The 24,338-nt window shown below is 74.1% G+C and carries 21 protein-coding genes and 2 rRNA genes; 14 read left to right on the top strand and 9 right to left on the bottom strand.

Annotated elements, in window-relative coordinates; genetic code table 11:
* The 4 genes from ACLJT4_RS22880 to ACLJT4_RS22895 form a co-directional block, all read left to right on the top strand.
* Window positions 1–106 (top strand): 23S ribosomal RNA (locus ACLJT4_RS22880); the annotation flags it as partial.
* A 137-nt stretch (window positions 107–243) separates the two neighbouring features.
* Window positions 244–360 (top strand): 5S ribosomal RNA (rrf, locus tag ACLJT4_RS22885).
* Between the two features lie 248 nt (window positions 361–608).
* Window positions 609–1,607 (top strand): hypothetical protein, encoded by a 999-nt coding sequence (locus ACLJT4_RS22890; protein ID WP_411125014.1) that lies wholly within the window; start codon window positions 609–611, stop codon window positions 1,605–1,607.
* A complete protein-coding gene (locus tag ACLJT4_RS22895; RefSeq protein WP_411124993.1) occupies window positions 1,586–2,356 on the top strand; it encodes a hypothetical protein in 771 nt (256 codons plus the stop codon). Before ACLJT4_RS22890 ends, ACLJT4_RS22895 begins: the two co-directional genes overlap by 22 nt.
* A gap of 94 nt (window positions 2,357–2,450) precedes the next feature.
* Here the strand turns inward: ACLJT4_RS22895 and ACLJT4_RS22900 are convergent, their stop codons facing one another.
* From ACLJT4_RS22900 to ACLJT4_RS22920, 5 genes are all read right to left on the bottom strand, one after another.
* Window positions 2,451–4,253 carry an IucA/IucC family protein gene (locus ACLJT4_RS22900; RefSeq protein ID WP_411124670.1) on the bottom strand — a complete coding sequence of 601 codons (1,803 nt, stop codon included), beginning with the start codon at window positions 4,251–4,253 and terminating at the stop codon, window positions 2,451–2,453.
* Window positions 4,253–4,819, bottom strand: a complete 567-nt coding sequence (locus ACLJT4_RS22905; RefSeq protein ID WP_411124672.1) for a GNAT family N-acetyltransferase — start codon at window positions 4,817–4,819, stop codon at window positions 4,253–4,255. Before ACLJT4_RS22905 ends, ACLJT4_RS22900 begins: the two co-directional genes overlap by 1 nt.
* The gene (locus tag ACLJT4_RS22910; protein ID WP_411124674.1) at window positions 4,816–6,141 is read right to left on the bottom strand and encodes a lysine N(6)-hydroxylase/L-ornithine N(5)-oxygenase family protein; all 1,326 of its coding nucleotides are present in this window, start codon (window positions 6,139–6,141) and stop codon (window positions 4,816–4,818) included. The genes ACLJT4_RS22905 and ACLJT4_RS22910 overlap by 4 nt, the downstream gene beginning before the upstream one ends.
* Before the next feature lie 34 nt (window positions 6,142–6,175).
* On the bottom strand, window positions 6,176–7,723 hold the full coding sequence (locus ACLJT4_RS22915) for a pyridoxal phosphate-dependent decarboxylase family protein (RefSeq protein WP_411124676.1): 1,548 nt from the start codon (window positions 7,721–7,723) through the stop codon (window positions 6,176–6,178).
* 188 nt (window positions 7,724–7,911) lie between these two features.
* The gene (locus ACLJT4_RS22920; RefSeq protein ID WP_411124678.1) at window positions 7,912–9,177 is read right to left on the bottom strand and encodes a DUF1015 family protein; all 1,266 of its coding nucleotides are present in this window, start codon (window positions 9,175–9,177) and stop codon (window positions 7,912–7,914) included.
* 177 nt (window positions 9,178–9,354) lie between these two features.
* Between ACLJT4_RS22920 and ACLJT4_RS22925 the strand changes: the two genes are divergently transcribed.
* A complete protein-coding gene (locus ACLJT4_RS22925) occupies window positions 9,355–10,404 on the top strand; it encodes an HAD-IIA family hydrolase (protein WP_411124680.1) in 1,050 nt (349 codons plus the stop codon).
* 95 nt (window positions 10,405–10,499) lie between these two features.
* Here the strand turns inward: ACLJT4_RS22925 and ACLJT4_RS22930 are convergent, their stop codons facing one another.
* Together ACLJT4_RS22930 and ACLJT4_RS22935 are read right to left on the bottom strand one after the other, a co-directional pair.
* Entirely contained in the window at window positions 10,500–11,387 is an 888-nt protein-coding gene (locus ACLJT4_RS22930) for a siderophore-interacting protein (RefSeq protein ID WP_411124682.1), read from the bottom strand.
* A 73-nt stretch (window positions 11,388–11,460) separates the two neighbouring features.
* Window positions 11,461–12,489, bottom strand: coding sequence for an ABC transporter substrate-binding protein (locus ACLJT4_RS22935; protein WP_411124684.1), 1,029 nt, complete (start codon window positions 12,487–12,489; stop codon window positions 11,461–11,463).
* A 112-nt stretch (window positions 12,490–12,601) separates the two neighbouring features.
* Here ACLJT4_RS22935 and ACLJT4_RS22940 point away from each other — a divergent pair, with 112 nt between their 5' ends.
* From ACLJT4_RS22940 to ACLJT4_RS22950, 3 genes are all read left to right on the top strand, one after another.
* On the top strand, window positions 12,602–13,660 hold the full coding sequence (locus tag ACLJT4_RS22940) for a FecCD family ABC transporter permease (protein WP_411124686.1): 1,059 nt from the start codon (window positions 12,602–12,604) through the stop codon (window positions 13,658–13,660).
* A 70-nt stretch (window positions 13,661–13,730) separates the two neighbouring features.
* Window positions 13,731–14,834: a FecCD family ABC transporter permease gene (locus tag ACLJT4_RS22945; protein ID WP_411124688.1), complete on the top strand. Its 1,104-nt coding sequence runs from the start codon at window positions 13,731–13,733 to the stop codon at window positions 14,832–14,834.
* Between the two features lie 100 nt (window positions 14,835–14,934).
* Window positions 14,935–15,768 carry an ABC transporter ATP-binding protein gene (locus ACLJT4_RS22950; RefSeq protein WP_411124690.1) on the top strand — a complete coding sequence of 278 codons (834 nt, stop codon included), beginning with the start codon at window positions 14,935–14,937 and terminating at the stop codon, window positions 15,766–15,768.
* On the opposite strand, the gene ACLJT4_RS22955 is transcribed toward ACLJT4_RS22950, so the two are convergent.
* A complete protein-coding gene (locus ACLJT4_RS22955) occupies window positions 15,752–16,099 on the bottom strand; it encodes an SCP2 sterol-binding domain-containing protein (protein WP_411124692.1) in 348 nt (115 codons plus the stop codon). The two genes, ACLJT4_RS22950 and ACLJT4_RS22955, sit on opposite strands and share 17 nt — an antisense overlap.
* Before the next feature lie 64 nt (window positions 16,100–16,163).
* Here ACLJT4_RS22955 and ACLJT4_RS22960 point away from each other — a divergent pair, with 64 nt between their 5' ends.
* From ACLJT4_RS22960 to ACLJT4_RS22970, 3 genes are read left to right on the top strand one after another with little or no spacing between them, the layout of a single operon-like run.
* Entirely contained in the window at window positions 16,164–16,589 is a 426-nt protein-coding gene (locus ACLJT4_RS22960; RefSeq protein ID WP_411124694.1) for a hypothetical protein, read from the top strand.
* 14 nt (window positions 16,590–16,603) lie between these two features.
* On the top strand, window positions 16,604–17,419 hold the full coding sequence (locus ACLJT4_RS22965) for a TlyA family RNA methyltransferase (RefSeq protein WP_233660429.1): 816 nt from the start codon (window positions 16,604–16,606) through the stop codon (window positions 17,417–17,419).
* 59 nt (window positions 17,420–17,478) lie between these two features.
* Window positions 17,479–18,357, top strand: coding sequence for an NAD kinase (locus tag ACLJT4_RS22970; RefSeq protein ID WP_016579030.1), 879 nt, complete (start codon window positions 17,479–17,481; stop codon window positions 18,355–18,357).
* A gap of 25 nt (window positions 18,358–18,382) precedes the next feature.
* Here the strand turns inward: ACLJT4_RS22970 and ACLJT4_RS22975 are convergent, their stop codons facing one another.
* The gene (locus tag ACLJT4_RS22975; RefSeq protein WP_411124697.1) at window positions 18,383–19,855 is read right to left on the bottom strand and encodes a S41 family peptidase; all 1,473 of its coding nucleotides are present in this window, start codon (window positions 19,853–19,855) and stop codon (window positions 18,383–18,385) included.
* 271 nt (window positions 19,856–20,126) lie between these two features.
* Here ACLJT4_RS22975 and recN point away from each other — a divergent pair, with 271 nt between their 5' ends.
* From recN to ACLJT4_RS22990, 3 genes are all read left to right on the top strand, one after another.
* Window positions 20,127–21,872: a DNA repair protein RecN gene (gene recN / locus ACLJT4_RS22980; RefSeq protein WP_411124995.1), complete on the top strand. Its 1,746-nt coding sequence runs from the start codon at window positions 20,127–20,129 to the stop codon at window positions 21,870–21,872.
* 38 nt (window positions 21,873–21,910) lie between these two features.
* Window positions 21,911–22,741 (top strand): hypothetical protein, encoded by an 831-nt coding sequence (locus ACLJT4_RS22985; protein ID WP_411124699.1) that lies wholly within the window; start codon window positions 21,911–21,913, stop codon window positions 22,739–22,741.
* A 393-nt stretch (window positions 22,742–23,134) separates the two neighbouring features.
* Window positions 23,135–24,325, top strand: a complete 1,191-nt coding sequence (locus ACLJT4_RS22990) for a glycosyltransferase family 4 protein (protein ID WP_411124701.1) — start codon at window positions 23,135–23,137, stop codon at window positions 24,323–24,325.
* Window positions 24,326–24,338: the final 13 nt, after the last annotated feature.

Below are 24,338 nucleotides of genomic sequence, written 5' to 3' on the forward strand. Positions count from 1 at the left end.
CTTGAGAGGGTAAGGCTCCCAGTAGACGACTGGGTTGATAGGCCAGATATGGAAGCACTGTAAGGTGTGGAGTTGACTGGTACTAATAGGCCGAGGGCTTGTCCTCAGTTGCTCGCGTCCACTGTGTGGTTCCCGGGTTGCGAACAGTCGCAGCATCGGTACACCAATTGATATCCCGCTATGCGGGGTAGAAATTGAACTTCTAATTGAAGAGTGTGCTTGTTCGCTAGAACCCGAATGGGTTTCGGTGGTTATAGCGTTAGGGAAACGCCCGGTTACATTCCGAACCCGGAAGCTAAGCCTTTCAGCGCCGATGGTACTGCAGGGGGGACCCTGTGGGAGAGTAGGACGCCGCCGAACAATTTTTCAAGGGCCCTTGGTCCCAGCGTTCAGCTGGGACCAAGGGCCCTTTTGCTTTGCCGGAGCGCGCCGAACGGATCGGTGCGTGAGAATGAATGCAGTACCGAAGACAGGAGTCACGTCGATGTCCACCAACTCTTCCGACGATCGCTCGGAGCGCCAGCCGAGGCGCGACGGCGGCGACCGTGGTGGTTTCCGGCGGGATGACCGGGGACCGCGGCGTGACGGCCGCGACACCCGGGACAGCCGTGACAACCGCGGGGGCGACCGCGGTGGTGACCGTGGTGGTGACCGTCGGGATGATCGCGGTGGTGACCGTGGCGGTTTCCGTCGTGACGACCGTGGCGCCGACCGTGGTGGGTTCCGCCGGGATGACCGTGGGGGCGACCGTGGCGGTGACCGCGGTGGGTTCCGTCGGGATGATCGCGGTGGTGACCGTGGTGGGTTCCGTCGGGATGACCGTGGCGGTGAGCGCGGTGGGTTCCGGCGTGACGACCGGGATGACCGCGGTGGGTTCCGTCGGGATGACCGTGGCGGCGACCGTGGTGGCTTCCGCCGTGACGACCGCCGTGACGACCGCGGCGGTGACCGTGGCGGTTTCCGCCGTGACGACCGCGGTGGCGACCGTGGCGCCGACCGTGGTGGCTTCCGTCGTGACGATCGCGGGGGTGAGCGTGGGGGCGACCGCGGTGGGTTCCGCCGTGACGACGACCGTGGCGCCGACCGTGGTGGCTTCCGTCGTGACGACCGCGGTGGTGACCGTGGTGGGTTCCGGCGTGATGACCGTCGGGATGATCGCGGCGGTGACCGTGGTGGCTTCCGTCGCGATGACCGTGGCGGTGAGCGCGGTGGGTTCCGGCGTGACGACCGGGATGACCGCGGTGGGTTCCGTCGGGATGATCGCGGCGGCGACCGTGGTGGCTTCCGCCGTGACGACCGCCGTGACGACCGCGGCGGTGACCGTCCGCGGGGTCCGCGCAGGGACGACGAGCGCGGTGGCTTCCGTCGGGACGGTGAGCGCGGCGGGTTCCGTAGGGACGACGACCGTGGTGGCTTCCGTCGGGATGATGACCGTGGTGGGTTCCGGCGGGACGACCGGGGTGGGTTCCGTCGGGATGACGAGCGTGGGGCGCGTCGGCCGTACGGCGGTGGCCGGGGTCGGGACGACCGGCGGGACGACCGTCGTGACGACCGGCGGGACCGCGACCGGGAGCCGATCAAGCGGCTGCCGATTCCGGAGGACGTGACCGGCGACGAGATCGACAAGGCGGTGCGGCAGGAGCTCCAGAGCCTGCCGAAGACGCTGGCCGAGGACGTCGCCAAGAACCTGGTGATGGTCGCGCGGCTGCTCGACGAGGACCCGGAGCAGGCGTACGGCTACGCGCAGGTGGCGCTGCGGCTGGCGTCCCGCGTCGCGGCGGTGCGCGAGGCCGCCGGCTTCGCGGCGTACGCGGCCGCGAAGTACGCCGAGGCGCTGAAGGAGTTCCGGGCGGCGCGGCGGATGACCGGCAGTGCCGATCTGTGGCCCGTCATGGCGGACTGCGAGCGCGGGCTCGGGCGGCCGGAGAAGGCGCTGGCGATGGCCGGCGAGCCCGAGGTGGGGAAGCTGGACCGGGCCGGTCAGGTCGAGATGCGCCTGGTCGCGGCCGGGGCCCGGCGGGACATGGGGCAGGCCGATGCCGCGGTCGTCACCCTGCAGAGCCCCGAGCTGGCGTCCAGCGCCGTGCACCCGTGGACGGCCCGGTTGCGGTACGCGTACGCGGACGCGCTGCTGGAGGTCGGGCGCGAGAGCGACGCGCGGGACTGGTTCGCCCGGGCGGTGGAGGCCGATCAGGCCGGTACCACCGATGCCTCGGACCGGCTGGCCGAGCTGGACGGGGTGCAGTTCACCGATGCCCTGGACGAGGACGAGACCGCGGAGGATGCCGCGGCGGAGTCTGCGGACGAGGCCGCGGGTGCCGAGGACTCCGGCAAGGGAGCCGAGAAGGCCGAGTAGCGGTGCGTCCGGCGTAGCCGGCGGCGCGACACAGCAGTGAGAGGGGCGGGCCCGGTGGGCCCGCCCCTCTTTTCGTTGTGCGGGGTGGTGCGGATCAGGGGGTGTAAGGGGCGATGGGGTTGCGGAGGGTGCCGATGAGCTGGAGGGCGCCGGCCGGGTCCTGGAGGTCGACCATCTGCTCGTTGTTGCGCAGTTGGAGCCGGTTGAGGCAGGAGAGGGCGAACTCGGGGACGAAGATGTCGTACTCGGCGAACTTGTCGGCGAGGTGGGGGTGGGCCGCCTGGTAGTCGCCGATGGTGGCGGCGACGGTGCGCCAGAAGGTGTCCTCGTCGAGGACGCCCAGGTCGGCGAGGGTGGCGCTGAGGAAGCGGAAGAAGCAGTCGAAGACGTCGGTGAAGACGGAGAGCAGCTTCTTGTCCTCGGGGACGTCGGCGCGGATGCGTTCGACGGCGGGCGGCAGGACCGCGTCGGCGGACATCACGGCGATCTCCTCGGCGATGTCCTTGAAGATCACGCGGGCCACCGCGCCGTCCTCGACGACCAGGATGGCGTTCTCGCCGTGCGGCATGAAGACCAGGTCGTAGGCGTAGAAGGCGTGTAGCACCGGGGTGAGGTAGCCGTCGAGGTAGCGGCGCAGCCAGACCTCGGGGGCCAGGCCGGACTCCGCGATGAGGGCGGCGGCGAAGGAGTTGCCGTCGCGGTCGACGTGGAGGAGGGAGGCCATGGTGGCCAGCCGCTGGCCGGGCGCCAGGGTGGGGACCGGGCTCTCCCGCCAGAGGGCGGCGAGCATCTTGCGGTACGGGGAGCCCTTCTCGGTGGCGGCCTCGTACTGGCGGTGGTGGTAGCCGATGGCGGCGCGCTCGCGGATGATCGAGAAGCGGGCGGCCTGGAAGGTGTCGTCGGCGTCGATCAGGCGGGCCAGCCAGTCGTTGATGGCCGGCGTGGCCTCCATGTAGGACGCGGAGAGGCCGCGCATGAAGCCCATGTTGAGCACCGAGAGGGCGGTCTTGACGTAGTGCTTCTCGGGGCTGGTGGTGTTGAAGAAGGTGCGGATGGACTGCTGGGCGAGGTACTGGTCGTCGCCGGGGCCCAGGCAGACCAGGCGCCGCTGGGCGACCTCGGCGGCGAAGGTGACGGACAGCTTGTTCCACCACTGCCAGGGGTGGGTGGGGAAGAAGTAGTAGGCGTCCGGGTCGAGGCCGAGGCCGGTGAGGGCGGCGGCGAAGCGGGCCCGGGTCGCGGCGGGCAGTTCGGCCTCGATCAGGGTGGCGTAGTCGAGGTCGGCGCCGGCGGTGAAGGTGCTGTGGTCGCGGTGGGCGGCCAGCCAGATCAGTGTCAGCGGGGCGGCGGCCTCGGGGGCGTAGGCGTGGTATTCGTGGATGCCGAAGCCGAGGCGGCCGTTGTTGGCGACGAAGCAGGGGTGGCCCTCGGTCATGCCGGTCTCGACGGCCTGGAAGCCGGCGGTGGCGAGTTCCGCGGCGCTGCTGGCTTTGCCGGCGAGTTTGTAGGCGGTGCCGGAGAGGGTGGAGCTGATCTCCTCCAGGTAGACCGGGAGGACGGCCGGGGACAGTCCGAGCGAGGTGTGGAACTCGGTGATGAAGTCCAGTGCGTCCAGGGGGAGTTCGGCGTCTCCGCGGTGGCGGGTGATGCTCTCCGGGGCGATCTGCCAGTGGTCCAGGGCGTGTCTGTGGGCGGTGAAGCGGTAGGTGGTGGCCGCGTCGTCGCTGTGGACGGCGTAGTGGTCGGCGTCGGCCAGTGGCTCGGGCGTCAGCAGCCGCTCGTGGGTGAACTCGGCGAGGGCCTTGCGGACCAGGGCGCGGTTGGCGCGTGCCCACAGCTCGGGGGTGAGGTGGGCGACGGCGTCCTGGGCGGCCGGGTTCTCGATGGGGGCGGGCATCAGCGGTCTCCTCGGGTGGCCAGGAACTGTTCGCGGGTGCAGGTGCTGAGGTAGGCGTCCTTGGAGGGGAGCGAGACGGTCCGGACGACCTCGAAGCCGACGGCCTTGTTCAGGGCGTGGACGGCGGTGTTGCGGGTGTCGGGTTCGACGACCACGCGCTGGACGGCCGGGTCGGCGAAGAGGCCCTCCATGACGGTGGTGATGACGGCGTGCGTGAAGCCGTGCACGGGGGTGTCCGTCGGGGCGGTCAGGAAGTGCATGCCGATGTCGCCGGGCCGGGCGACGTGGATGCCGACCAGTTCGCGGTGGGCGGGGTCGTAGCGCTCCATGAGGAAGGCCGGGGTGCCGTTGTGCAGGCCGAGGAAGGCGTCGTGGTGCGGGTCGGCGTCGATCCGGGCGAACTCCTTCTCGACGGCGGGCAGGTCGCAGTCCTGCATCAGCCAGAACACGGCCTTGGGGTGGGTGACCCAGGAGTGCAGGAGGGGGGCGTCGGCGGCGGGGTCGACGGGCCGCAGGGCGAACTCCCCCAGGGCGGGGTCGGTGCGGGTGAAGGTGGGGGTGCTCATGCGGATATCTCCATCGGGTCGTGCGGACCGGCCGGGGCGGCGAACTCCTGGAAGGCGATGGCCTTCTCGACCGGGTAGTACTCGCGGCCGAGCAGCTCGCGGATGATGCTGGAGTTGCGGTAGGCGGCCATGCCGAGGTCGGGGGTGACGAAGCCGTGGGTGTGCAGTTCGGCGTTCTGCACGTAGATGTCGTGGCCGGCGGTGTCGATGCTGTAGTTGCGGGCGACGTCGTAGCGGCCGGCGGCGTCCCAGGCGATGCGGTCGCGGACCGGCTCCAGGAACGCGGGGACGCGGTAGCGGTAGCCGGTGGCGAGGACGAGGCCCTGGGTGGTGAGGCTGAAGTCCCGGCCCTGCTCCTCCTGGCGCATGCCGAGGGTGTAGGTGCGGGTGGCCTCGTCGTAACGGGCTTCCTGGAGGGCCGAGTTGGTCAGTAGGCGGGTGCGGACCGGGCCGGCCAGGCGCTTCTGGTAGAGCAGGTCGAAGATGTCGTTGATCAGCTCCGAGTCGATGCCCTTGTAGAGGTGCTTCTGGGTGGCGTTGAGGTGGTCGCGGGTGGCCGCGGGGAGGGCGTGGAAGTAGTCCACGTACTCCGGGGAGGTCATCTCCAGGGTGAGCTTGGTGTATTCGAGCGGGAAGAAGCGGGGGGAGCGGGTGGCCCAGGTCAGGTGGTAGTCGTGGGCGTCGATGTCCTGGAGGAGGTCGTGGTAGATCTCGGCGGCGCTCTGGCCGCTGCCGACGATGGTGATGCTGTCCTTGGCCTGGAGGGCGGGCTTGGCGTCCAGGTAGCCGGCGTTGTGCAGCGCGTCGCCGCCCAGGTCGCGGCAGGCGTCGGGCAGGTGCGGCGGGGTGCCGGTGCCCAGGACGAGCTTGCGGGCCCGGAAGGTGTGCCGTTCGCCCTGGTGCTCGGCGTGGACGAGGTAGAGCTCGGCGCGCTCGTCGTACTCGACGGTGGTGACCGTGTGGGAGAAGCGGACGGTGTCGAGCTTCCCGACGGCCCAGCGGCAGTAGTCGTTGAACTCGGCGCGCAGCGGATAGAAGTTCTCACGGATGTAGAAGGAGTACATCCGGCCCGATTCCTTCAGGTAGTTCAGGAAGGAGAAGGGCGAGGTGGGGTCGGCGAGGGTGACCAGGTCGGCCATGAACGGCACCTGGAGGTGGCTGCTCTCCAGCATCATGCCGGGGTGCCAGTCGAAGCCCGGGCGGTCGTCGAGGAAGAGTCCGTCGAGCTCGTCGATGGGGGCGGTCAGGCACGCCAGGCCGAGGTTGAACGGGCCGAGCCCGATGGCGAGGAAGTCGTAAGGGGCGTCGTGGGGGACGGTCACGGGTCTCTCTTCCGGAGATGGTCGGGCGGGGAGGTCAGCGGGCGCTGAGGGCCGGTGCGGTGCGGTCGGCCGCGGGCTGCTCGGCCAGGTAGCGACCGGCGTGCTCGGCGATCAGGTCGAGGACGATCGCGATGTCGTCGAGCGTGGTCTCCGGGTTGAGCAGGGTGAACTTGAGGTAGTGCCGGCCGTCCACCTTGGTGCCGGCGACGATCGCGTCGCCGGAGGCGAAGAGGGCCTCCCGGGCGTGCAGATTGACCCGGTCGGTGAGCTCGGGGTCCTGGGTGCCGCCGGGGAGGTAGCGGAAGACCAGGGTGCTCAGCTGGGGCTGGACGACGACCTCGAAGCGCGGGTCGTCGTGCAGGAGCTTCCAGGCGTCGGCGGCCCGGTCGATGACCTCGTCGAAGAGTTCGCCGATGCCCTGGGCGCCCATGGTGCGCAGCGTCAGCCAGAGTTTGAGGGCGTCGAAGCGGCGGGTGGTCTGGAGCGACTTGTCGACCTGGTTGGGGATCCGCTGCTCGACCATCCGGCGCGGGTTGAGGTAGTCCGCGTGGTAGGTGACGTGCCGCAGCGTGGCGCGGTCGCGGACCAGGACGGCGCTGGAACTGACCGGCTGGAAGAAGGACTTGTGGTAGTCGACGGTCACCGAGTCGGCGCGTTCGATGCCGGTGAGGAGGTCGCGGCGGCGGGAGACCAGCAGGCCGCAGCCGTAGGCGGCGTCCACGTGCATCCAGGCGCCGTGGCGGGCGGCCAGGTCGGCGACCTGGGGGAGCGGGTCGATGGAGCCGAAGTCGGTGGTGCCGGCGGTGGCGACGACCGCCATGGGTATCAGGCCGTCGCGCCGGCAGCGCTCCAGTTCGGCGGCGAGGGCGTCGGTGCGCATCCGCCTGGTGTCGTCGGCGGGGACGGCGATCACGGCTTCCGCGCCCAGGCCGAGCAGGGTCGCGGACTTGCGGATGCTGAAGTGGCTGCAGGCGGAGGTGAGGATGCGGAGCCGGGGGAGCAGGTCGGTGAGCCGGGTGTTCTCGGGGGAGCCGGTGCGCGCCAGTTCGCGGCGGCAGGTCTCGTCCCGGGCGAGCAGCATGGCCTGGAGGTTGGACTGGCTGCCGCCGCTGGTGAAGATGCCGTCGGCGGCCGCGCCGAGGCCGATCCGCTCGGCTGTCCAGTCGACCAGGCGTCGTTCGATGAGGGTGCCGCCGGCGCTCTGGTCCCAGGTGTCGAGGGAGGAGTTGACGGCGGACAGCACCGCTTCGCCGACGAGTGCGGGGATCACCACGGGACAGTTGAGGTGGGCGAGGTAGCGGGGGTGGTGGAAGTAGATCGCGTCCCGCAGGTAGACCTGCTCCAGTTCGTCCAGGGCGGCGGCCGGGTCGTGGAGCGGGGTGTCGAGGTCCACGGCGGCCACGGTGGGCGCCAGTTCGTCGACCGAGACGCCGGTGAAGGGGCGGTCCGTGGTGGCGATCCGTGCGCTGATCCGTGCGACGCCCTCGCTGACGGCGGCGCGGTAGCGGTCGGCGGTGTGGTTGTTGAGGAGATGGGTGCGGCTGTCGGCCGGGTCCTCGGCGGAGTGCGCGAGGGGACTCATGAAGGGGCCCTCCCTGGAGCGGGGTCAACTGCGTCCTGTGCAGGGTGCGGAGGTGTGCACAGGGGCAGGGGAACCCGCCCGGCGACGCAGTGAGGTAAGCCTAACCTAACTGTGCCGGTGGGTGGGGGCGGGGTCCGCGGTCCGGCCGGACCAGGGGGATTCCCGCGCCGCGAGGGCGGTGGGGCGGCTCAGCTCCCTTCGTCGTCGAGCGTGCGCAGCACCAGGCCGGTGGCCGGCTTGGGGCCGAACGAGGTGGACTTGCGGGGCATCGTCACGCCCTGCTCGGCGAGTTGACGGACCGTCTCCTCGGAGGTCGCACGCATCAGGACGGCCGAGCCGCCGTGCCGGGCGGCCTGCGCCACCGCGGCCTCGGTGTGGTGGAGGTAGCCGATGTCCGACGGGTGGTCGGGGATCCGCCAGACCTCGTCCAACAGGACCGAGTGCAGCACCGTCGCGTCCAAGTGGCGCCACGCCGCGGGCCGGTCGGTGCGGATCGCCCGCTCCAACAGGTCGGGATCGGGCCGGTCCAGGAGGTGGAAGGAGTCCGGGCCGCCGGAGAGCACGAAGGCGCTGCCCGGGGTCTCGGCCAGGGCTTCCAGGGCGGCGGGGAGTTCGCCGGGCAGCCGGCGGGCCCGGAAGGCACCGGCCACGTCCGCCAGCGCCTTGGCCGGCGGCAGGTGCGGCAGCACCCGGTGGATCGCCCGGACCTGGAGCGGATGGTGGGCGGTGTCCACCAGCAGCACCAGCCCGGACGCCCAGGGCGAGTCGGGGCCGGCCTCCGGCCGCTGCTCGTGGAGCCGCTGGTACGTCGCCCAGCGGTGGTGGCCGTCGGCGATCAGCGCCTGGCGGACGGCCAGGTCGGCGTCGACCGCGGCCAGCTCCGCGGGGTCGGTGACCGCCCACAGGCGGTGCGCGAAGCCGTCCTCGGTGGTGGTGGCGAGCAGCGGGGCGCGCCGGACGGTGCGCTCGATGACGCCGTTCGCGCCGTTCGCGGTGCCCGGCCCGCGGTACGACAGCAGCAGCGGCTCGAAGTTGGCCGCGGCGGCGCCCATCAGGGCGGCCCGGTCCTCGACCACCTCCGGGATGACGTCCTCGTGCGGCAGGACCGGGCCGTCCAGTCGGAGCGCACCGATCAGACCGCGCTGCAGGACACCGCCGCCGCGCTGCTCGTAGACGTACAGCGCCGGCTCCGGGTCCGGGGTGAGGATGCCCTCCGCGCGCCAGCGGCGCAGGGTGTCGGCGGCCTGGCGGTGCCGGGTGGCCGGGTCCGCGGCCTGCGGCAGGATCAACCGCACGATGTTGTACGGATCGGAGGTCTCCAGGGCGCGGACCTCGTCCGGCCGCACGACGACGTCGTAGGGCGGTGAGGTGACCGCGGTGAGGCTGCTGACCCGGTCCGGGGCGTAGCGCAGGCCGCGGAACGGGAGGAGGCGGAGGCCGTCGGTACTGGTCATTGAAGAATGCTATGCCGGGAACGGGTGCGGGATGATCGGGGGAGCGGCCGGGAATCGGCCGGAAATTTCGGTGGCCGCGCGGCGGCGGACGGACCGGTCCGGAACGGGGCGGGCGGGGTCGTACCGGCGCGTGGACGGCCTTTGCGTACGGCACGCGGGAACGAGGAGCAGGACGGCATGGACGAGCGGATGCGCGCAGCGACGGACGGGCGCGAGCGGCACCGGCCCGACGGGTGCCGGCGGGCGCTGAACGAGGCGTACGACACGGCGCTGCTGGATCTGGACGGGGTGGTCTACGCCGGCGGACGGGCCATCGAGCACGCCGTGGCGTCCCTGACCACGGCCCGCGAGGGCGGCATGCACCTCGCGTACGTGACGAACAACGCGGCCCGCACCCCGCAGGCGGTCGCCGACCAACTGTCCGGATTCGGCCTTCCGACGACCGCCGAGGATGTGATCACGTCGGCGCAGGCGGTGGCCCGGCTGATCTCCGAGCAGGTGCCGGCCGGCTCCCGGGTGCTGACCATCGGGGGCGAGGGGCTGCGGGTGGCGCTGCGCGAGCGCGGCCTGGTGCCGGTGGCGTCGGCGGACGACGACCCGGCGGCCGTGGTCCAGGGCTACGACCCGACGTTGGACTGGGAGCGGCTGGCCGAGGCCGCGTACGCGGTGCAGCGCGGGGTGCCGTGGTTCGCGTCCAACACCGACCTGACCATCCCCAAGGAGCGCGGGATCGCGCCGGGCAACGGTGCGCTGGTGGAGGTGGTGCGGATCGCCGCCGGCGGGGCGCCGCAGGTCGCCGGCAAGCCGCAGCCGCCGATGCACCGCGAGACGGTGCTGCGGACCGGTGCCCGGCGGCCGTTGGTGATCGGGGACCGCCTCGACACCGACATCGAGGGCGCGTGGAACGGCGGGGTGGACTCGCTGCTGGTGCTCACCGGCGTCACCACGGCGGCCGCCCTGCTGGCCGCGCCGCCCGAGCACCGGCCGACGTACGTGGACGCGGACCTGCGCGGGGTGTTGCGCCCGCAGCCGGCGGTGACCGACGACGGCGCCGGCTTCCGCTGCGGCGGCTGGCGGGCCGGGACGGCCGGGGACGAACTGGTCCTGGACGGCGAGGGGACGCCGCTGGACGGGCTGCGGGCGCTGTGCGCGGCGGCCTGGACCGCGGCGGGCGCCGGGAGTTGTGCGGCGGACGCGTCCAAGGCGCTGCACCGCCTCGGCATGTGACGAGGCGCCCGTAGCCGTCGGGGGTAAGCCGGAGCGGTCCCGCTGCGCGGGGTGGCGGGACCGCGCAGCGGCGCCGGGGCGGCGGGCCGGGCGGTTCACTCCCGGCCGGCGGCGGCCGCCGCCGCGGTCAGCTCCGCGATCAGGTCCTCCTCGGTGGCGCCGCGCCGCCAGTAGCCGGTGAACTTCACCGCGCGACGGTCGAAGCCGCGCTCCCCGACGAGGTGGCGGCGCACCGCCTTGACGCCGCCCGCCTCGCCGGCGATCCAGGCGTACGGGGTGCCCGCGGGCAGGTCGGCGGCGCGCAGTGCGTCCAGCACGGGCGCGCCGCGGCCGGCCGCCGCCGGGTCCCGGACGAGCCAGTTGACCTCGGCGTCGGCGAAGGTCGGCAGCGCCTGCCGGTCGCTGTCGTGCCCGACCTCGATCCAGACCTTGGCGACCGTGCCCGGGGAGAGCCAGGACAGGATGCCGGCGATGGCCGGGAGGGCGGTCTCGTCGCCGGTCAGCAGGATCCAGTCGGTGCCGGGCGGGGGCCGGAAGTCCACTCCGCCGTTGTCCTCGACGGCCGGCGCGAGGACGGTCAGCCGGTCGCCCGCTCGGGCCCGCACCGCCCATCGGCTGGCCGGTCCGCCACTGGGCGCGGCCGGGTCGTCGGCGCCGTGCAGCGCGAAGTCCACGTCGAACTCGCTCGGGTCGGGGCGCTGTTCGCGGATCGTGTACGAGCGCATGATCGGGCGCTCGGTCGGGTCCTGGGCCCGCCAGGTGGTGTACCAGCCGTCGCCGGTGTCCGCGAAGACCGGTGCCGCCTGGTGGGCCTGCGGGAGGAACAGCTTGAAGCGCTGGTCCCGGCCGCCGGAGACCAACTCGTCCAGCCGTTCCCCGGTGAAGGTGATCCGGACCATGGACGGGCCGAGCCGTCGGGTGCGGGCGACCTGGACGTCGAAGAAGCGGAACGGCGCGGCGGTGGGGGCGGCGGTCGCGGTCATTCGGGAACCTCCCGGGACGGTGCGGGCTGGGGTGGGCGGTGCGGGCCCGCGGCGGGGCGGGCCCGGTGGTGCGTCAGGTGACCTTCTTGGCGCGCTCGATGGCCTGGGCGAGCTGTTCCATGAGCGGGGCGGCGCCGGCGTAGGAGAAGCGCGGCTCGCTGGACCAGGGGGTGATCTGGCCGGCCTTGACGGCGGGGAGCTTGTTCCAGGACGGCTTGGCGGCCAGGTCCTTGGGCTGGAGGGTGGCGGTCCGGTTGTCCAGCAGGAGCACGTCGGCCTGGTACTTGTCGGCGTTCTCCCAGCTGAGGCTCTCGAAGTAGCCGCCCTTGTCGACATGGTCGGGGACGATCAGGTCCACGCCGAGGGACTTGAAGTAGAGGAGGTCCGCGCTGATGCCGGGGTTGGAGGCGTAGAAGAGGTCGGCGCTGCCCGAGCAGGCCAGGACCTTGACGCGGTGGGCGGCGGCGGCCTTGCGCAGGCGCGCGGCGGCCCGTTCGAAGCGGGCCTTGGCGTCGGTGACCTTCTTGGCCTTCAGGTCCGCGCCGAGCGACGCGGCGAACTCGCCGTAGCGCGCGATGATCTGGTCGAGCGGCTTGCGGGACGCGGTGAGCGCCACGGTCTTGGCGAGCTTTGTGATCTTGTCCTTGCTGTCGTCCGGGACGTACCAGAGCGCGCCCGGCTCGTACATGTTGGTGACCAGCAGGTCGGGGGAGAGGCCCGCGTACTTCTCGACGTTGAACTGGTTGTAGCCGTTGCCGATGACGGTGACCTTCTTGACGTCGAGGTCGCCGGCCTGCGGGTCGGGCCTGCCGTTCGCCAACGTGGTCGGGCCGAAGACGCCGACGATCTGGTCGTCGATGCCGAAGTCGTGCAGGGCCGCGGCGGTGCCGGTGAACGCGACGATCCGGTGCGGCCGGTCGGGCAGCGCGACCTTCTGCCCGCGGTCGTCGGTGAACGACCAGGGGCCGCCCCCGCCCCCGCCGGTCGAGCCGCCTGACGCTCCGTTCCCCCCGCAGGCGGCGAGCAGGGCGCCGATGCCGACGGCGCCCCCCGCGGCCAGGACGCCGCGTCGGGACAGGGATACGCTTCGGGGGGTTCGCATGATGGTGGTGCTTCTCTCTGGAGGCGGAGTGCCCCCAACGGGCATGGTGGACGGGTCGCACCGGAAGAGCCGGTAGATCGACCGCTTGTGAGGGTAGGCTAACCTAACTAGCGTGTTGGTAGACAGTCCCCCCGTTGACAGTTCCCCCGACGCGGCGACGGCCCCCACCGCACCCGGGCGGCGGCCCGGCGTCCGTGCCGCGGGGTTGGGCGCGTCCCTCGTCCTCCTCGCCGCCGTCGCCGTCCTCGGCATCGCCGTCGGCGCCAAGCAGATCCCCCTCGACCAGGTGTGGCACGGCCTTTTCCACTACACCGGCTCCGACACCGACGTCGTCATCCACGACGTCCGACTCCCGCGCACCCTCCTCGGGGTGCTGGCCGGCGCCGCCCTCGGCCTCGCCGGCACCGTCATGCAGGCGCTCACCCGCAACCCGCTCGCCGACCCCGGCGTGCTCGGCATCAACGCCGGTGCCTCGGCCGCGGTGGTCTCCGCCATCAGCTTCCTCGGCGTCACCTCGCTCGCGGGCTACGTGTGGTTCGCCTTCGCCGGTGCCGCCGTGGTCTCCGTCGCGGTCTACGTCCTGGGCGGCACCCGCAGCGCCACCCCGGTCCGGCTCGCGCTGGCCGGCACCGCGCTGACCGCCGTCCTCACCGGCTATCTCAACGCCGTCAACCTCATGGACTCCGCGGCGTTGGACCGGATGCGCTTTTGGACGGTGGGTTCGCTGGCCACCGCGACCCTGCCCACGGTCACCCGGATCGCGCCGTTCCTGCTGGTCGGCGCGGCGCTCGCGCTGCTGCTCGCCCGCCCGTTGAACGCCGTCGCGCTCGGCGACGACCAGGCGCGCGCCCTGGGCGCCCGCCTGACCCGCACCCGGGTGCTCGCGATGGTCGCGGTGACCCTGCTGTGCGGCGGCGCGACCGCGGTCTGCGGCCCGATCGTCTACGTCGGGCTGATGGTGCCGCACGCGGTCCGCGCTCTGACCGGACCCGACCTGCGGTGGATCCTGCCGTACTCGGCGGTGCTCTCGCCGGTCCTCCTGGTCGGCGCGGACGTGCTCGGCCGCGTGGTGGCCCGGCCCGGCGAACTCCAGGTCGGCATCGTCACCGCCGTGGTCGGCGGCCCGGTCTTCATCTACCTCGTCCGACGTCGGCGGATGGCCCAACTGTGACGGGACGCAGGCAGGGAGCACGGAGCACCGCAACCGGCCCGCGGACGCGAACGAACGAGGAGGAGCAGCAGTGAACGCCACGGTCAAGCCCGGCCCGACGGACGGGGCGGGCCCGCGGGACCAGCCGCCGCCCGGCCGGCGCCGGGCCCGCACGCTACGGACCGCCGGCGGCCTCTCGATCCGCCTGGACCTGCGCGCCGTCCTGGCCGGCACGCTGCTGCTGGCCGCCGCACTGGCCGCGGCCGTCGCCCTGATCGGCTCCGGCGACTACCCGATGACGCCGTCGCAGGTGCTGACCACCCTGACCGGGGGCGGCACCACCGGCCAGCAGTTCATCGTGCACGACCTGCGGCTGCCGCGGGTGCTGGTGGGACTGCTGGTCGGCGCGGCGTTCGGTCTCGCCGGCGCGGTCTTCCAGACCGTCTCCCGCAACCCGCTGGGCAGTCCCGACGTCCTCGGCCTGTCCCAGGGGTCGTCGGTCGGCGCGCTGATCGTCCTGGTGTGGTGCCACGGCGGGACGTTCGCGGTGGCCGGCGGCGCCGTCGTCGGCGGGCTGCTCACCGGCCTCGTCATCTTCGCGCTCGCCTGGCAACGCGGCGTCCACGGCTACCGCTTCGTCCTCGTCGGCGTGGGCGTCGCCGCCATGCTCTACGCCGTCGTGCTGTACCTGCTGACGAAGGCCACCATCTACGACGCGGCCCGGGCCACCACCTGGATGACCGGTTCGCTCAGCGGTCGTGACTGGAGCCAGGTTTGGCCGATGGCCGCGGTCTGCGCGGTGCTGGTCCCGGTCGTGCTGCGCTGCGCGCGGCCGCTGCGGATGCTGGAGATGGGCGACGACGCGGCCGCCGCGCTGGGCGTCCGCACCGAACGGGTCCGGATCACCGCCCTGTTGGCCGCCGTCGTCCTCGTCTCCGCCGGCACCGCCGCGGCCGGCCCGATCTCCTTCGTCGCCCTCACCGCGCCCCAACTCGCCCGCCGGCTCACCGGCTCGCCCGGTCCCAACCTGCTGCCCGCCGCCCTGATGGGCGCCGCCCTGCTGGTCGGCGCCGACTGGGCCGCCCAACTGCTGTTCGGCGCCGACCAACTGCCGGTCGGCGTGCTGACCGGCATCCTCGGCGGCGGCTACCTGCTGTGGCTGCTGGCCACCGAACGGAAGGCGGGACGGGTATGAGCGGGCGGAGACCGCCACCACCGGCGCACGCCCCACGACCCCCCGCACCCACCGGCGACCCCGGCGAACCGACCACCCCCACCACCCCAGGAGCCCCGCAGTGAGCCGTCTCGCGGCCGAGAACGTCACCCTCGCCTACGACCAGCGGACCATCGCCGAGAACCTCTCGGTCGACATCCCCGACCGCTCCTTCACGGTCATCGTCGGCCCCAACGCCTGCGGCAAGTCCACGCTGCTGCGCGCCCTGTCGCGGATGCTCAAGCCGACCACCGGCGCGGTACTGCTCGACGGCCAGAAGATCTCCGCGCTGCCGGCCAAGCAGGTCGCCCGGACGCTGGGCCTGCTGCCGCAGTCCTCGGTCGCCCCGGACGGCATCACCGTCGCCGACCTCGTCGCGCGCGGCCGCTACCCGCACCAGGGACTGCTGCGCCAGTGGTCGGCCGAGGACGAGCGGATCGTCGCGGAGTCGATGACCGCGACGGGCGTGGCCGAACTGGCCGACCGCTACGTCGACGAACTCTCCGGCGGACAGCGGCAACGGGTCTGGATCGCCATGGCACTGGCCCAGCAGACCCCGCTGTTCCTGCTCGACGAGCCGACCACCTTCCTCGACATCCAGCACCAGATAGAGGTCCTGGACCTGTGCGCCACCCTCCACGAGGAACAGGGCCGCACCCTGGTCGCGGTGTTGCACGACCTCAACCAGGCGGCCCGCTACGCCACCCACCTGATCGCCATGAAGGACGGCCGGGTGATCGCCGAGGGCGCACCGTCCGAGATCGTCACCGACGACCTCGTGGGCCGGGTCTTCGGCATCGACTGCCGGATCATCGACGACCCCGAGACCGGCACCCCGCTGGTCGTCCCGGCCGCCCGCCGGCCCCGGGAGACCGCCGCGGCGGTCGGCACCGCGTCGGCTACAGCAGGCTCCTGAGCCGCAGCAGGTCGCGCAGCCCGGCCTCCAGCTTCACCCGGCCGCTGCTCCACGCCCGGGCGAAGTTCAGCCGGCCGTCCACCAGGGCCACCAGGTCGTCGCCGGTCATGGTCAACCGGATCTCGGCCTTCTCCGGCGGCGGCCCCGCGACGCAGGCCACGTCCTGGAGACTGCCGTCGGCCAGCCGGCCGACGAAGGTGGTGTCGAGGTCGGTGATGCGGCAGCTGACGGAGCGGTCGAGCGCCGTGGCGCCGCGCACCTCACCGTCCGCCGAGGACAGGTTGTGGGCCAGCCGGTCGAGCGCGGCACGGCACTGGTCGAGAGTTGCCATCGCGCCCGACGATACGCCAGGTCACGGACGGCCGGGGGCGCGCGAGCGAGGTAGCGTCGGGGGCATGGCAGACCCGATGAACGGCCCGGAGCCGGCGGCATCCGGCCCCCCGGTCGCCGCCGCGGCGACCGGCCCCGGCTCCCCCGATCCGGAGCCGCCGCCCCCCCGGGCCCCGACGGCTCCCCAGGCCCCCGGTGCGGCAGCAACCCCCACAGCCGCGGAGCCCGCAGAGCCCGCAGAGCCCGCCGGGCCGTCCGGCCCCCGGCCCCTCGGGGTGGCGGTGGCCCCCACCGGCCAGCCCGCCGTCGACGCGGGCCTGGCGCGCCTGGCCGAAGCCGACCACCTCCCGGTCGGCGGCCACCTCGGCATGTACGAGGATGTCCACCGTGGGCTGCGCGACGTGCTGGCCTCCCTCGACCAGCACTCCGGGCCGCCCGCACCGTCCCCGACGCCCGATCGACCCGGCCGACCCGACCGGCACGACCAGTAGGAGCTGAACCACAGGTGGCAGGAGTGGCACGACGCCGTCTCGACGCGGAGCTGGTGCGCCGCAAGCTGGCCCGCTCGCGGGAGCACGCGAGCCAGCTGATCGCCGCGGGCCGGGTGACCGTCGGCGGGGCGACCGCGACCAAGCCGGCCACCCAGGTGGAGACCAGCGCGGCGGTGGTCGTCCGGGAGGACGAGAGCGACCCCGACTACGTCTCGCGCGGCGGCCACAAGCTCGCCGGCGCGCTCGCCGCCTTCGTCCCGCGCGGCCTGCGCGTCGAGGGCCGGCGGGCGCTGGACGCCGGCGCCTCCACCGGTGGCTTCACCGACGTCCTGCTGCGCGCCGGCACCGGCCACGTGGTCGCCGTCGACGTCGGCTACGGCCAGCTCGCCTGGCAGCTGCAGAGCGACGACCGGGTCACCGTCAAGGACCGGACCAACGTCCGCGAGCTAACCCTGGACCAGATCGACGACGTCCCCGTCGACCTCGTCGTCGGCGACCTCTCCTTCATCCCGCTGGGCCTGGTGCTGCCCGCGCTCGTCCGCTGCGCGGCGCCCGACGCCGACCTGGTGCTGATGGTCAAGCCGCAGTTCGAGGTGGGCAAGGAGCGGCTGGGCAGCGGCGGCGTGGTGCGCAGCGCCGCACTGCGGGCCGAGGCGGTGCGCGGCGTCGCGGACCGCGCCGCCGCGCTGGGGCTGGGCGTCCTGGGCGTGACCGCGAGCCCGTTGCCCGGACCCTCGGGCAACGTCGAGTACTTTCTTTGGCTGCGCGCCGGGGCGCCTGCACTCGACCCGGCGGACGTCGACCGTGCAGTGGCGGAGGGGCCCAGTTGACCACTACCCAGGCAGTTGAAGGCAGCGCAGCACAGGAGACCGGCCGCGCCGGGCGCACCGTGTTCCTGCTCGCGCACACCGGCCGCCCGGCGGCCATCCGCAGCGCCGAACTCGTGGTCCAGGGGCTGCTGCGCAGCGGGATCGGGGTGCGGGTGCTGGACGAGGAGGCCGCGGACCTGCCGCTGCCCGACTCCGTCGAACGCGTCGCGACCGAGCCGTGCGCGGCCGAGGGCTGCGAACTCCTCGTCGTCCTCGGCGGGGACGGCACGCTGCTGCGCGGCGCGGACTTCGCCCGCACGTCCGGGGTGCCGATGCTGGGCGTCAACCTCGGCCGGGTCGGCTTCCTGGCCGAGGCCGAGCGGGACGACCTCGACAAGGTCGTCGACCGGGTCGTCACCCGCTCCTACGAGGTCGAGGAGCGGATGACCCTCGACGTCCTGGTCCGCAACAACGGCGCCGTGGTGCACACCGACTGGGCGCTCAACGAGGCGTCCGTGGAGAAGGCCGCCCGCGAGCGGATGCTGGAAGTGGTCACCGAGGTCGACGGCCGGCCGGTCTCCCGCTTCGGCGGCGACGGGGTGGTCTGCGCGACCCCGACCGGCTCCACCGCGTACGCCTTCTCGGCCGGCGGTCCGGTCGTCTGGCCGGAGGTCGAGGCGCTGCTGATGGTCCCGATCAGCGCCCACGCGCTGTTCGCCAAGCCGCTGGTCACCTCACCGCAGTCGGTGCTGGCCGTGGAGGTCCAGCCCAAGACCCCGCACGGGGTGCTGTGGTGCGACGGCCGGCGCACCGTCGAACTCCCCGCCGGCGCCCGCGTCGAGGTCCGCCGCGGCGCCGTCCCGGTGCGCCTGGCCCGGCTCCACCACGCCTCCTTCACCGACCGCCTGGTCGCCAAGTTCGCGCTCCCGGTGGCGGGTTGGCGGGGCGCGCCGCACTAGCGCGGCGGTCGGGCCCGGCGCCCGGCTACGCCCCGCCGTGCAGCAGCTCCCGGGCCCGGGCCAGGGCGCTGTCGCGCCGGGCGGACAGCTCCGCCTCGGTGAAGACCGGGGTGCGGACGGCGGGCGGGATCCCGGGCCCGTCGAAGGTGCGGCCGTCGGCCGTCAGGAACTCCTCGTTGGGCAGGCCGAAGCTCCAGCCGTTGGGCAGCGCCCGCTCCAGCACGTCGGAGAAGACGCCCTGGGTGGGCTGGCCGATCCGGGTGGGCGCGGGGGAGCGGCCCATCAGGGACTGGGTGAAGGTCTCGCCCGCGCTGATCGTCAACGGGCCGGTGAGGACCGCCACCGGCCCGGTGTAGACCGGTCCCCGGTGCGGGTGGACGGTGATCGGCTCCGGCGCGGTGAACGCGCCCGGTTGCCGCGGGTCGTTCCGGGCCCGCTTGCGGTAGGCGAGGTAGGGCCGGTCGGTGAGCCGGGAGGCGATGCGCAGGCCGAGTGCGTCCGAGCCGCCGCCGTTGATCCGCAGGTCCAGGACGAGCCCGCGCAGCGCGTCCGGGCCCCCGGTGCGGGCCGCGGTGAACACCGCGTCCAGTGCCCGGTCGAGCGCGGCGACGTCGCCCGCGTGGTCACCCTTTTCGGTGTACCCGGCGAACTGGGTGATCCGGAAGTAGCCGATCCGGCCGGGCAGATCGGCGTAGCGCAGCCTGCCGCCGGCCCACTGCCGCTGCACGACGTGCGGGCCGAGAGCGGCGGCGAGGGCCGCGTCGACCCGGGCGGTGGAGGCGGGGGTGGGCAGCACGGTGCCGGGGCGCTTGCCGGCGAACCACCGGTCCTTGCCGGCGACGACCCGGGTGTGCGCGTCGTGCAGCGGCTCGATCATCGCGCGCAGCACCGCGAAGAGTTCGGCGTCGGTGGTGGTGGCGGTGATCCGTGGGCGGTAGCGGTCCCGGACCGCGCGCCAGTCGATCCCCTTGGCGCGGAAGAAGGGGTAGTTCTCGGCGTACGTCTGCCAGAAGACGTCGAAGACCGCCCGCGGGTCCCGGGCCGGTCGGGCACCACAGCGCCGCGGCAGCCCGCCGGTGCGGTGCAGGGTCCGGTGGCCGACGTCGTCGGCGGCGGACAGCCGGGCCCGGTCCGGGCCCGCGGGCGCGACGGTGAGCGGCGCCCCGTCCGGCACGGTGAATCGGAGCGTGCCGTCCGCGCCGGGGGCGCCCGCACTGCGGCCCGTCACCGCACCGGGCAGGCAACTGACGGCGGTGGTCTCGTACGTGGTGAGGGTGGCGCCCGCGATCCGGACGAGCGTGCCGTAGCCGTCCGTCCGCCAGACGCCGTCCAGGGCCGGCGCCGCCGCCCGCGCCCCGGCCGCGTGGGCGGCGGCCGTCGGGGCGGCGCAGGCCGGGAGCGCGGTCGCCGCGGCCAGGACGGTGGCCAGCAGGAGGGTGGTGCGCGGACGGCGGGCCGGGCGGCGCCCGGTCGGGCGGGGCGTGGCCGGATCACTCATCGGGGTACCTCGTGGGGTCGGGACGGCAGGGTGGTGCACGCGGGGGACCGGTCCGGCGGGCGACCGGTGCGGTGTGCTGCCAGCGTGCCGATCGGGCCCGACCGGGCGCTATCCGGCGACCACCCGCCTTCCCGGTGGGGTTTTCCGCAGGTCCGGGCCGTGTGGCGGGTCCGGGGCGGGCGTTTTGGCGGCCGGGGCGGGGCGGTGGTGTGGGGGAGGCCGTCGCGGGGCGGCCCCGGGACCTCGTAAGGTCGTACCCGTGTTGGAGGAGATGCGGATCCGGTCCCTGGGCGTCATCGACGACGCTGTCGTCGAGCTGTCCCCGGGCTTCACGGCGGTGACCGGCGAGACCGGCGCGGGCAAGACCATGGTCGTCACCAGCCTCGGCCTGCTGCTCGGCGGGCGCGCGGACCCCGCCTTGGTGCGGATCGGCGCCAAGGCGGCGGTGGTCGAGGGCAGGATCGCCCTCGCGTCCTCGTCGCCCGCTGCCGTGCGGGCCGAGGAGGCCGGCGCGGAGTTGGACGACGGTGCGTTGCTGATCAGTCGCACGGTCTCGGCCGAGGGCCGTTCGCGGGCCCATGTGGGCGGCCGCTCGGTACCGGTCGGGCTCCTCGGCGAACTCGCCGACGACCTGGTCGCGGTGCACGGCCAGACCGACCAGCAGGGCCTGCTGCGGCCGGCCCGCCAGCGCCAGGCCCTGGACCGCTACGCCGGGGACGCGGTCGCCGGCCCGCTCGCCAAGTACACCGCCGCGCACCGCCGGCTGCGCACCGTCGCCGCCGAACTCGACGAGCTGACCACCCGGGCCCGGGAACGCGCCCAGGAGGCCGATCTGCTCCGCTTCGGCCTGGACGAGATCGCCGCCGCCGAGCCGCTGCCCGGTGAGGACGTCGAACTCGCCGCCGAGGCCGAACGGCTCGGCCACGCCGAGGCGCTGGCCTCCGCCGCGACCGTCGCGCACGCCGCGCTGGCCGGCAACCCCGAGGACCCCGAGGGCATCGACGCCACCACCCTCGTCGCCGGCGCCCACCGCGGTCTGGAGGCGGTCCGCGGCCACGACCAGGAGCTGGCCGCGCTGGCCGACCGGCTCGGTGAGCTCGGCATCCTGATGGCCGACGTCGCCACCGAACTCGCCGGCTACGCGGACGGCCTGGACGCCGATCCGCTGCGGCTGGCCGCCGTAGAGGAGCGCCGCGCCGCCCTCAACCACCTCACCCGCAAGTACGGCGAATACGGCAAGGACACCACGGCGGTGCTGGCGTGGTCCGAGCAGAGCGCCGCACGCCTCGCCGAACTCGACGGCGACGACGACCGGATCACCGAGCTGGCCGCCGAACGCGACGGCCTCCGCGCCGAACTGGGCGAACTGGCACAGCAGTTGACCGACGCCCGGACCGCGTCCGCGGAACACTTCGCCGCCGCCGTCACCACCGAGCTCGGCGAACTCGCCATGCCGCACGCCCGGGTGAGCGTCGCCATCCGCCAGACCGAGCTCCCCGAGGACGCCGACGACGCCGACGGCATCGAGGTGAACGGCCGCAGCGTCGCGTACGGCCCGGCCGGCGCCGACGAGGTCGAGATCCTGATGGCCCCGCACCCGGGCGCCCCGCCCCGGCCGATCGCCAAGGGGGCCTCCGGCGGTGAGCTGTCCCGGGTGATGCTCGCCGTGGAGGTCGTCTTCGCCGGGTCGGACCCGGTCCCCACCTACCTCTTCGACGAGGTCGACGCGGGCGTCGGCGGCAAGGCGGCCGTCGAGGTCGGCCGGCGCCTGGCCCGGCTCGCCAAGTCGGCACAGGTCGTGGTGGTCACCCACCTCCCGCAGGTCGCCGCGTTCGCCGACCGGCAGCTGCTGGTGGAGAAGACCAACGACGGCTCGGTGACCCGCAGCGGCGTCACCGTCCTTCAGGGCGAGGACCGGATCCGCGAGCTGTCGCGGATGCTGGCCGGCCAGGAGGACTCCGAAACGGCCCGCGCGCACGCCGAGGAACTCCTGGAGACCGCCCGCACGGGCACCTAGAGGCGAGGCCGGCCACCGGGCCGGCGAGGGGGAGCGGGATGAGGCGAACGACCACGGACGGCGGCCCGCCGGTCCGCAGTGCGGCGCTGCTCGCGGCGGCGGGCGCGAGCAGGGCCTGCTACGCGGCGCTGCGGCGCCGACCACCGGGCGGCGCCGCGCGCTGGCAGCGGACGAACCACGCGGGCCGGCCGGTCACCCTGCACGCCGGTCCGGCGGTCGCCCTCGGCACCGCGCTCGCCGCGGCCGGCGCACCGGGTCTGCCGGCCCGGACCCGCGCGGCGGCGGCGCTGGCCGTCCTGGCCGCCGGCGGCTGCGGGGCCTACGACGACCTCGTCGGCGCCGGGGACCCGCGCCGCGGCTTCCGGGCGCACCTGTCCGCGCTGCGGCACGGCGAGGTCACCAGCGGCGCCGTCAAGCTCTTCGGGATCGGCGCCGCCGGACTCGCCGCCGGCGCCCTGCTCCAGGATCGCCCGGCCGATCGGCTGTTGGCGGGCGTGGTGATCGCCGGCTCCGCCCACCTGGTCAACCTCCTGGACGTCCGGCCGGGCCGGGCCGCGGTGGCCGCCGTCGCGCTGGCGGCACCGGGCCTGCTGCGCGGCGGACCGGCCGGGGCGCTGGCCGCCGTCCCCCTGGGCGCCGCCGCCGCGCTGGCGCCCGAGGACATCGGGGAACGCACGATGCTCGGGGACGCCGGCGCGCACGCCCTCGGCGCCGCCCTCGGACTGGCCGCCGTCGCCGGAGCCGGGTCGCGCGGCGCGCACGGCGCGGGGCGCGGGGGAAGCCGGGCGGTGCTGGCCGTGCACGCTGCCGCGCTGGTCGCCGCGGCGGCCGTCGGGGACCGCGTCAGCCGCTTGGCGGGGGCGCGCTGACGGCGCCGCCGGCGGCGCGCGGCGGGCGCGGCGGGAAAGAACCGGAGCGACCCGATCCGGACAGTGAAGGACGGGTTCCGGACAGCGCGGTGCCGCACCGCGGAGGTGCGTCCACTCCGTTCGGGCGGCAATCCACACGCCCGCCAAGTCGCCCATGTGGGTGAATCCGTGGATCCGGGGGTGAGACTTCCCACCGGAACGGCGTCCGCACGGTGCCGAATTGACGCCGCCGGACTGGCATCCTGGGCGCGGTGCGCAGTGCCGGGGCGCGCCCGCCCCGACCTGCCCGCAGGACGGGGCCGACGCCACGACCCGGAACATCGCAGCACCTCGCAGTGCCAAACCGCCCCGCCGGTACGGTACGTACCGTCCCCGACCCAGGAGCCCGACCTCGTGACCAGCCCCCTGACCCCGCCGCACGGGCAGTCGCCGCTGCGCACGGTCCAGGTGCTCGGGCGCGGCGGTGCCGGCAGCGCGGCGCACGTCCGTTCGCTGTCCGAAGGGCTGGTCGCCCGCGGGGTCCGGGTGACCGTGTGCGCCCCGCCGGAGGCCGAGGAGGCGTACGACTTCACCGCGGCCGGCGCCCGGTTCGTGCCGCTCGCCCCGCGGATGGACCCGGCGGGCCTGACCGTACTGCGCGGCGCCTGCTGGGACGCCGACCTGGTCCACGCGCACGGCCTGCGGGCCGGCCTGCGCGCCTCGGTGGCGCTGCGCGGCCTGCGCGGCCCCCGCACCTGCGGCCTGGGCGCCGGTGGTTGGGGTCAGGTCCCGCTCGTCATGACCTGGCACACCAAGGCGCACACCGAGGGCGCCCGCGCCGGAATGGTGCACCTGATGGAGCGGCGGGTGGCCCGGGCCGCGGCGGTCGTCCTCGGCGCCTGCTCCGACCTCGTGGACCGGGCACGCGAGCGGGGCGCCCGGGACGCCCGCTTGGCCCCCGTCGCCGTGCCGCGGGCCCGCTCCGGCCGCGCCGGGCACGCCGTGGACCCCGACCGCAGCCGCGACAAGGAGCGCGCCGAACTGGGCGCGGTGGACCGCCCGTTGCTGCTCGCGGTCGGCCGGCTCGACCCGTCCCAGGGCCATGACCTGCTGCTGGACGCGGCGCACGCCTGGTGTGCGCTGGACCCCCAACCGCTGCTCGCCATCGCCGGCGAGGGCGAGCAGCGGGCTGCGCTCCAGCGCCGCATCGACAGCGAGCGGTTGCCCGTCCAGCTCCTCGGCCGCCGCGACGACGTGCCCGAACTCCTCGCCGCCGCCGACCTGGTGGTGCTGCCCAGCAGATGGGAGGCGCGTTCCCTGATCGCCCAGGAGGCCCTGCGCGCCGGCGTCCCCCTGGTGGCCACCGACACCGGCGGCACCCGCGAACTGGTCGGCCAGGGTGCCGCGTTGGTCCGCTACGGCGACGCCACCGCACTGGCCCGCACGGTCCTGGACCTGCTCGCCGACCCGGTGCGCCGCGCCGCGCTCGCCACCGCCGGCCGCGTCCAGGCCGCCGGCTGGCCCAGTGAGAACGACACGGTCGCCCAGGTCCTCAGCGTCTACGACGAGCTGACCCAGCCGCCGCAGCCGGCCCCGCAGGTCTGACCCGGCGCGCGTC

The organism is Streptomyces sp. x-19 (assembly GCF_046549115.1).
Taxonomy (GTDB): domain Bacteria; phylum Actinomycetota; class Actinomycetes; order Streptomycetales; family Streptomycetaceae; genus Streptomyces; species Streptomyces albulus_C.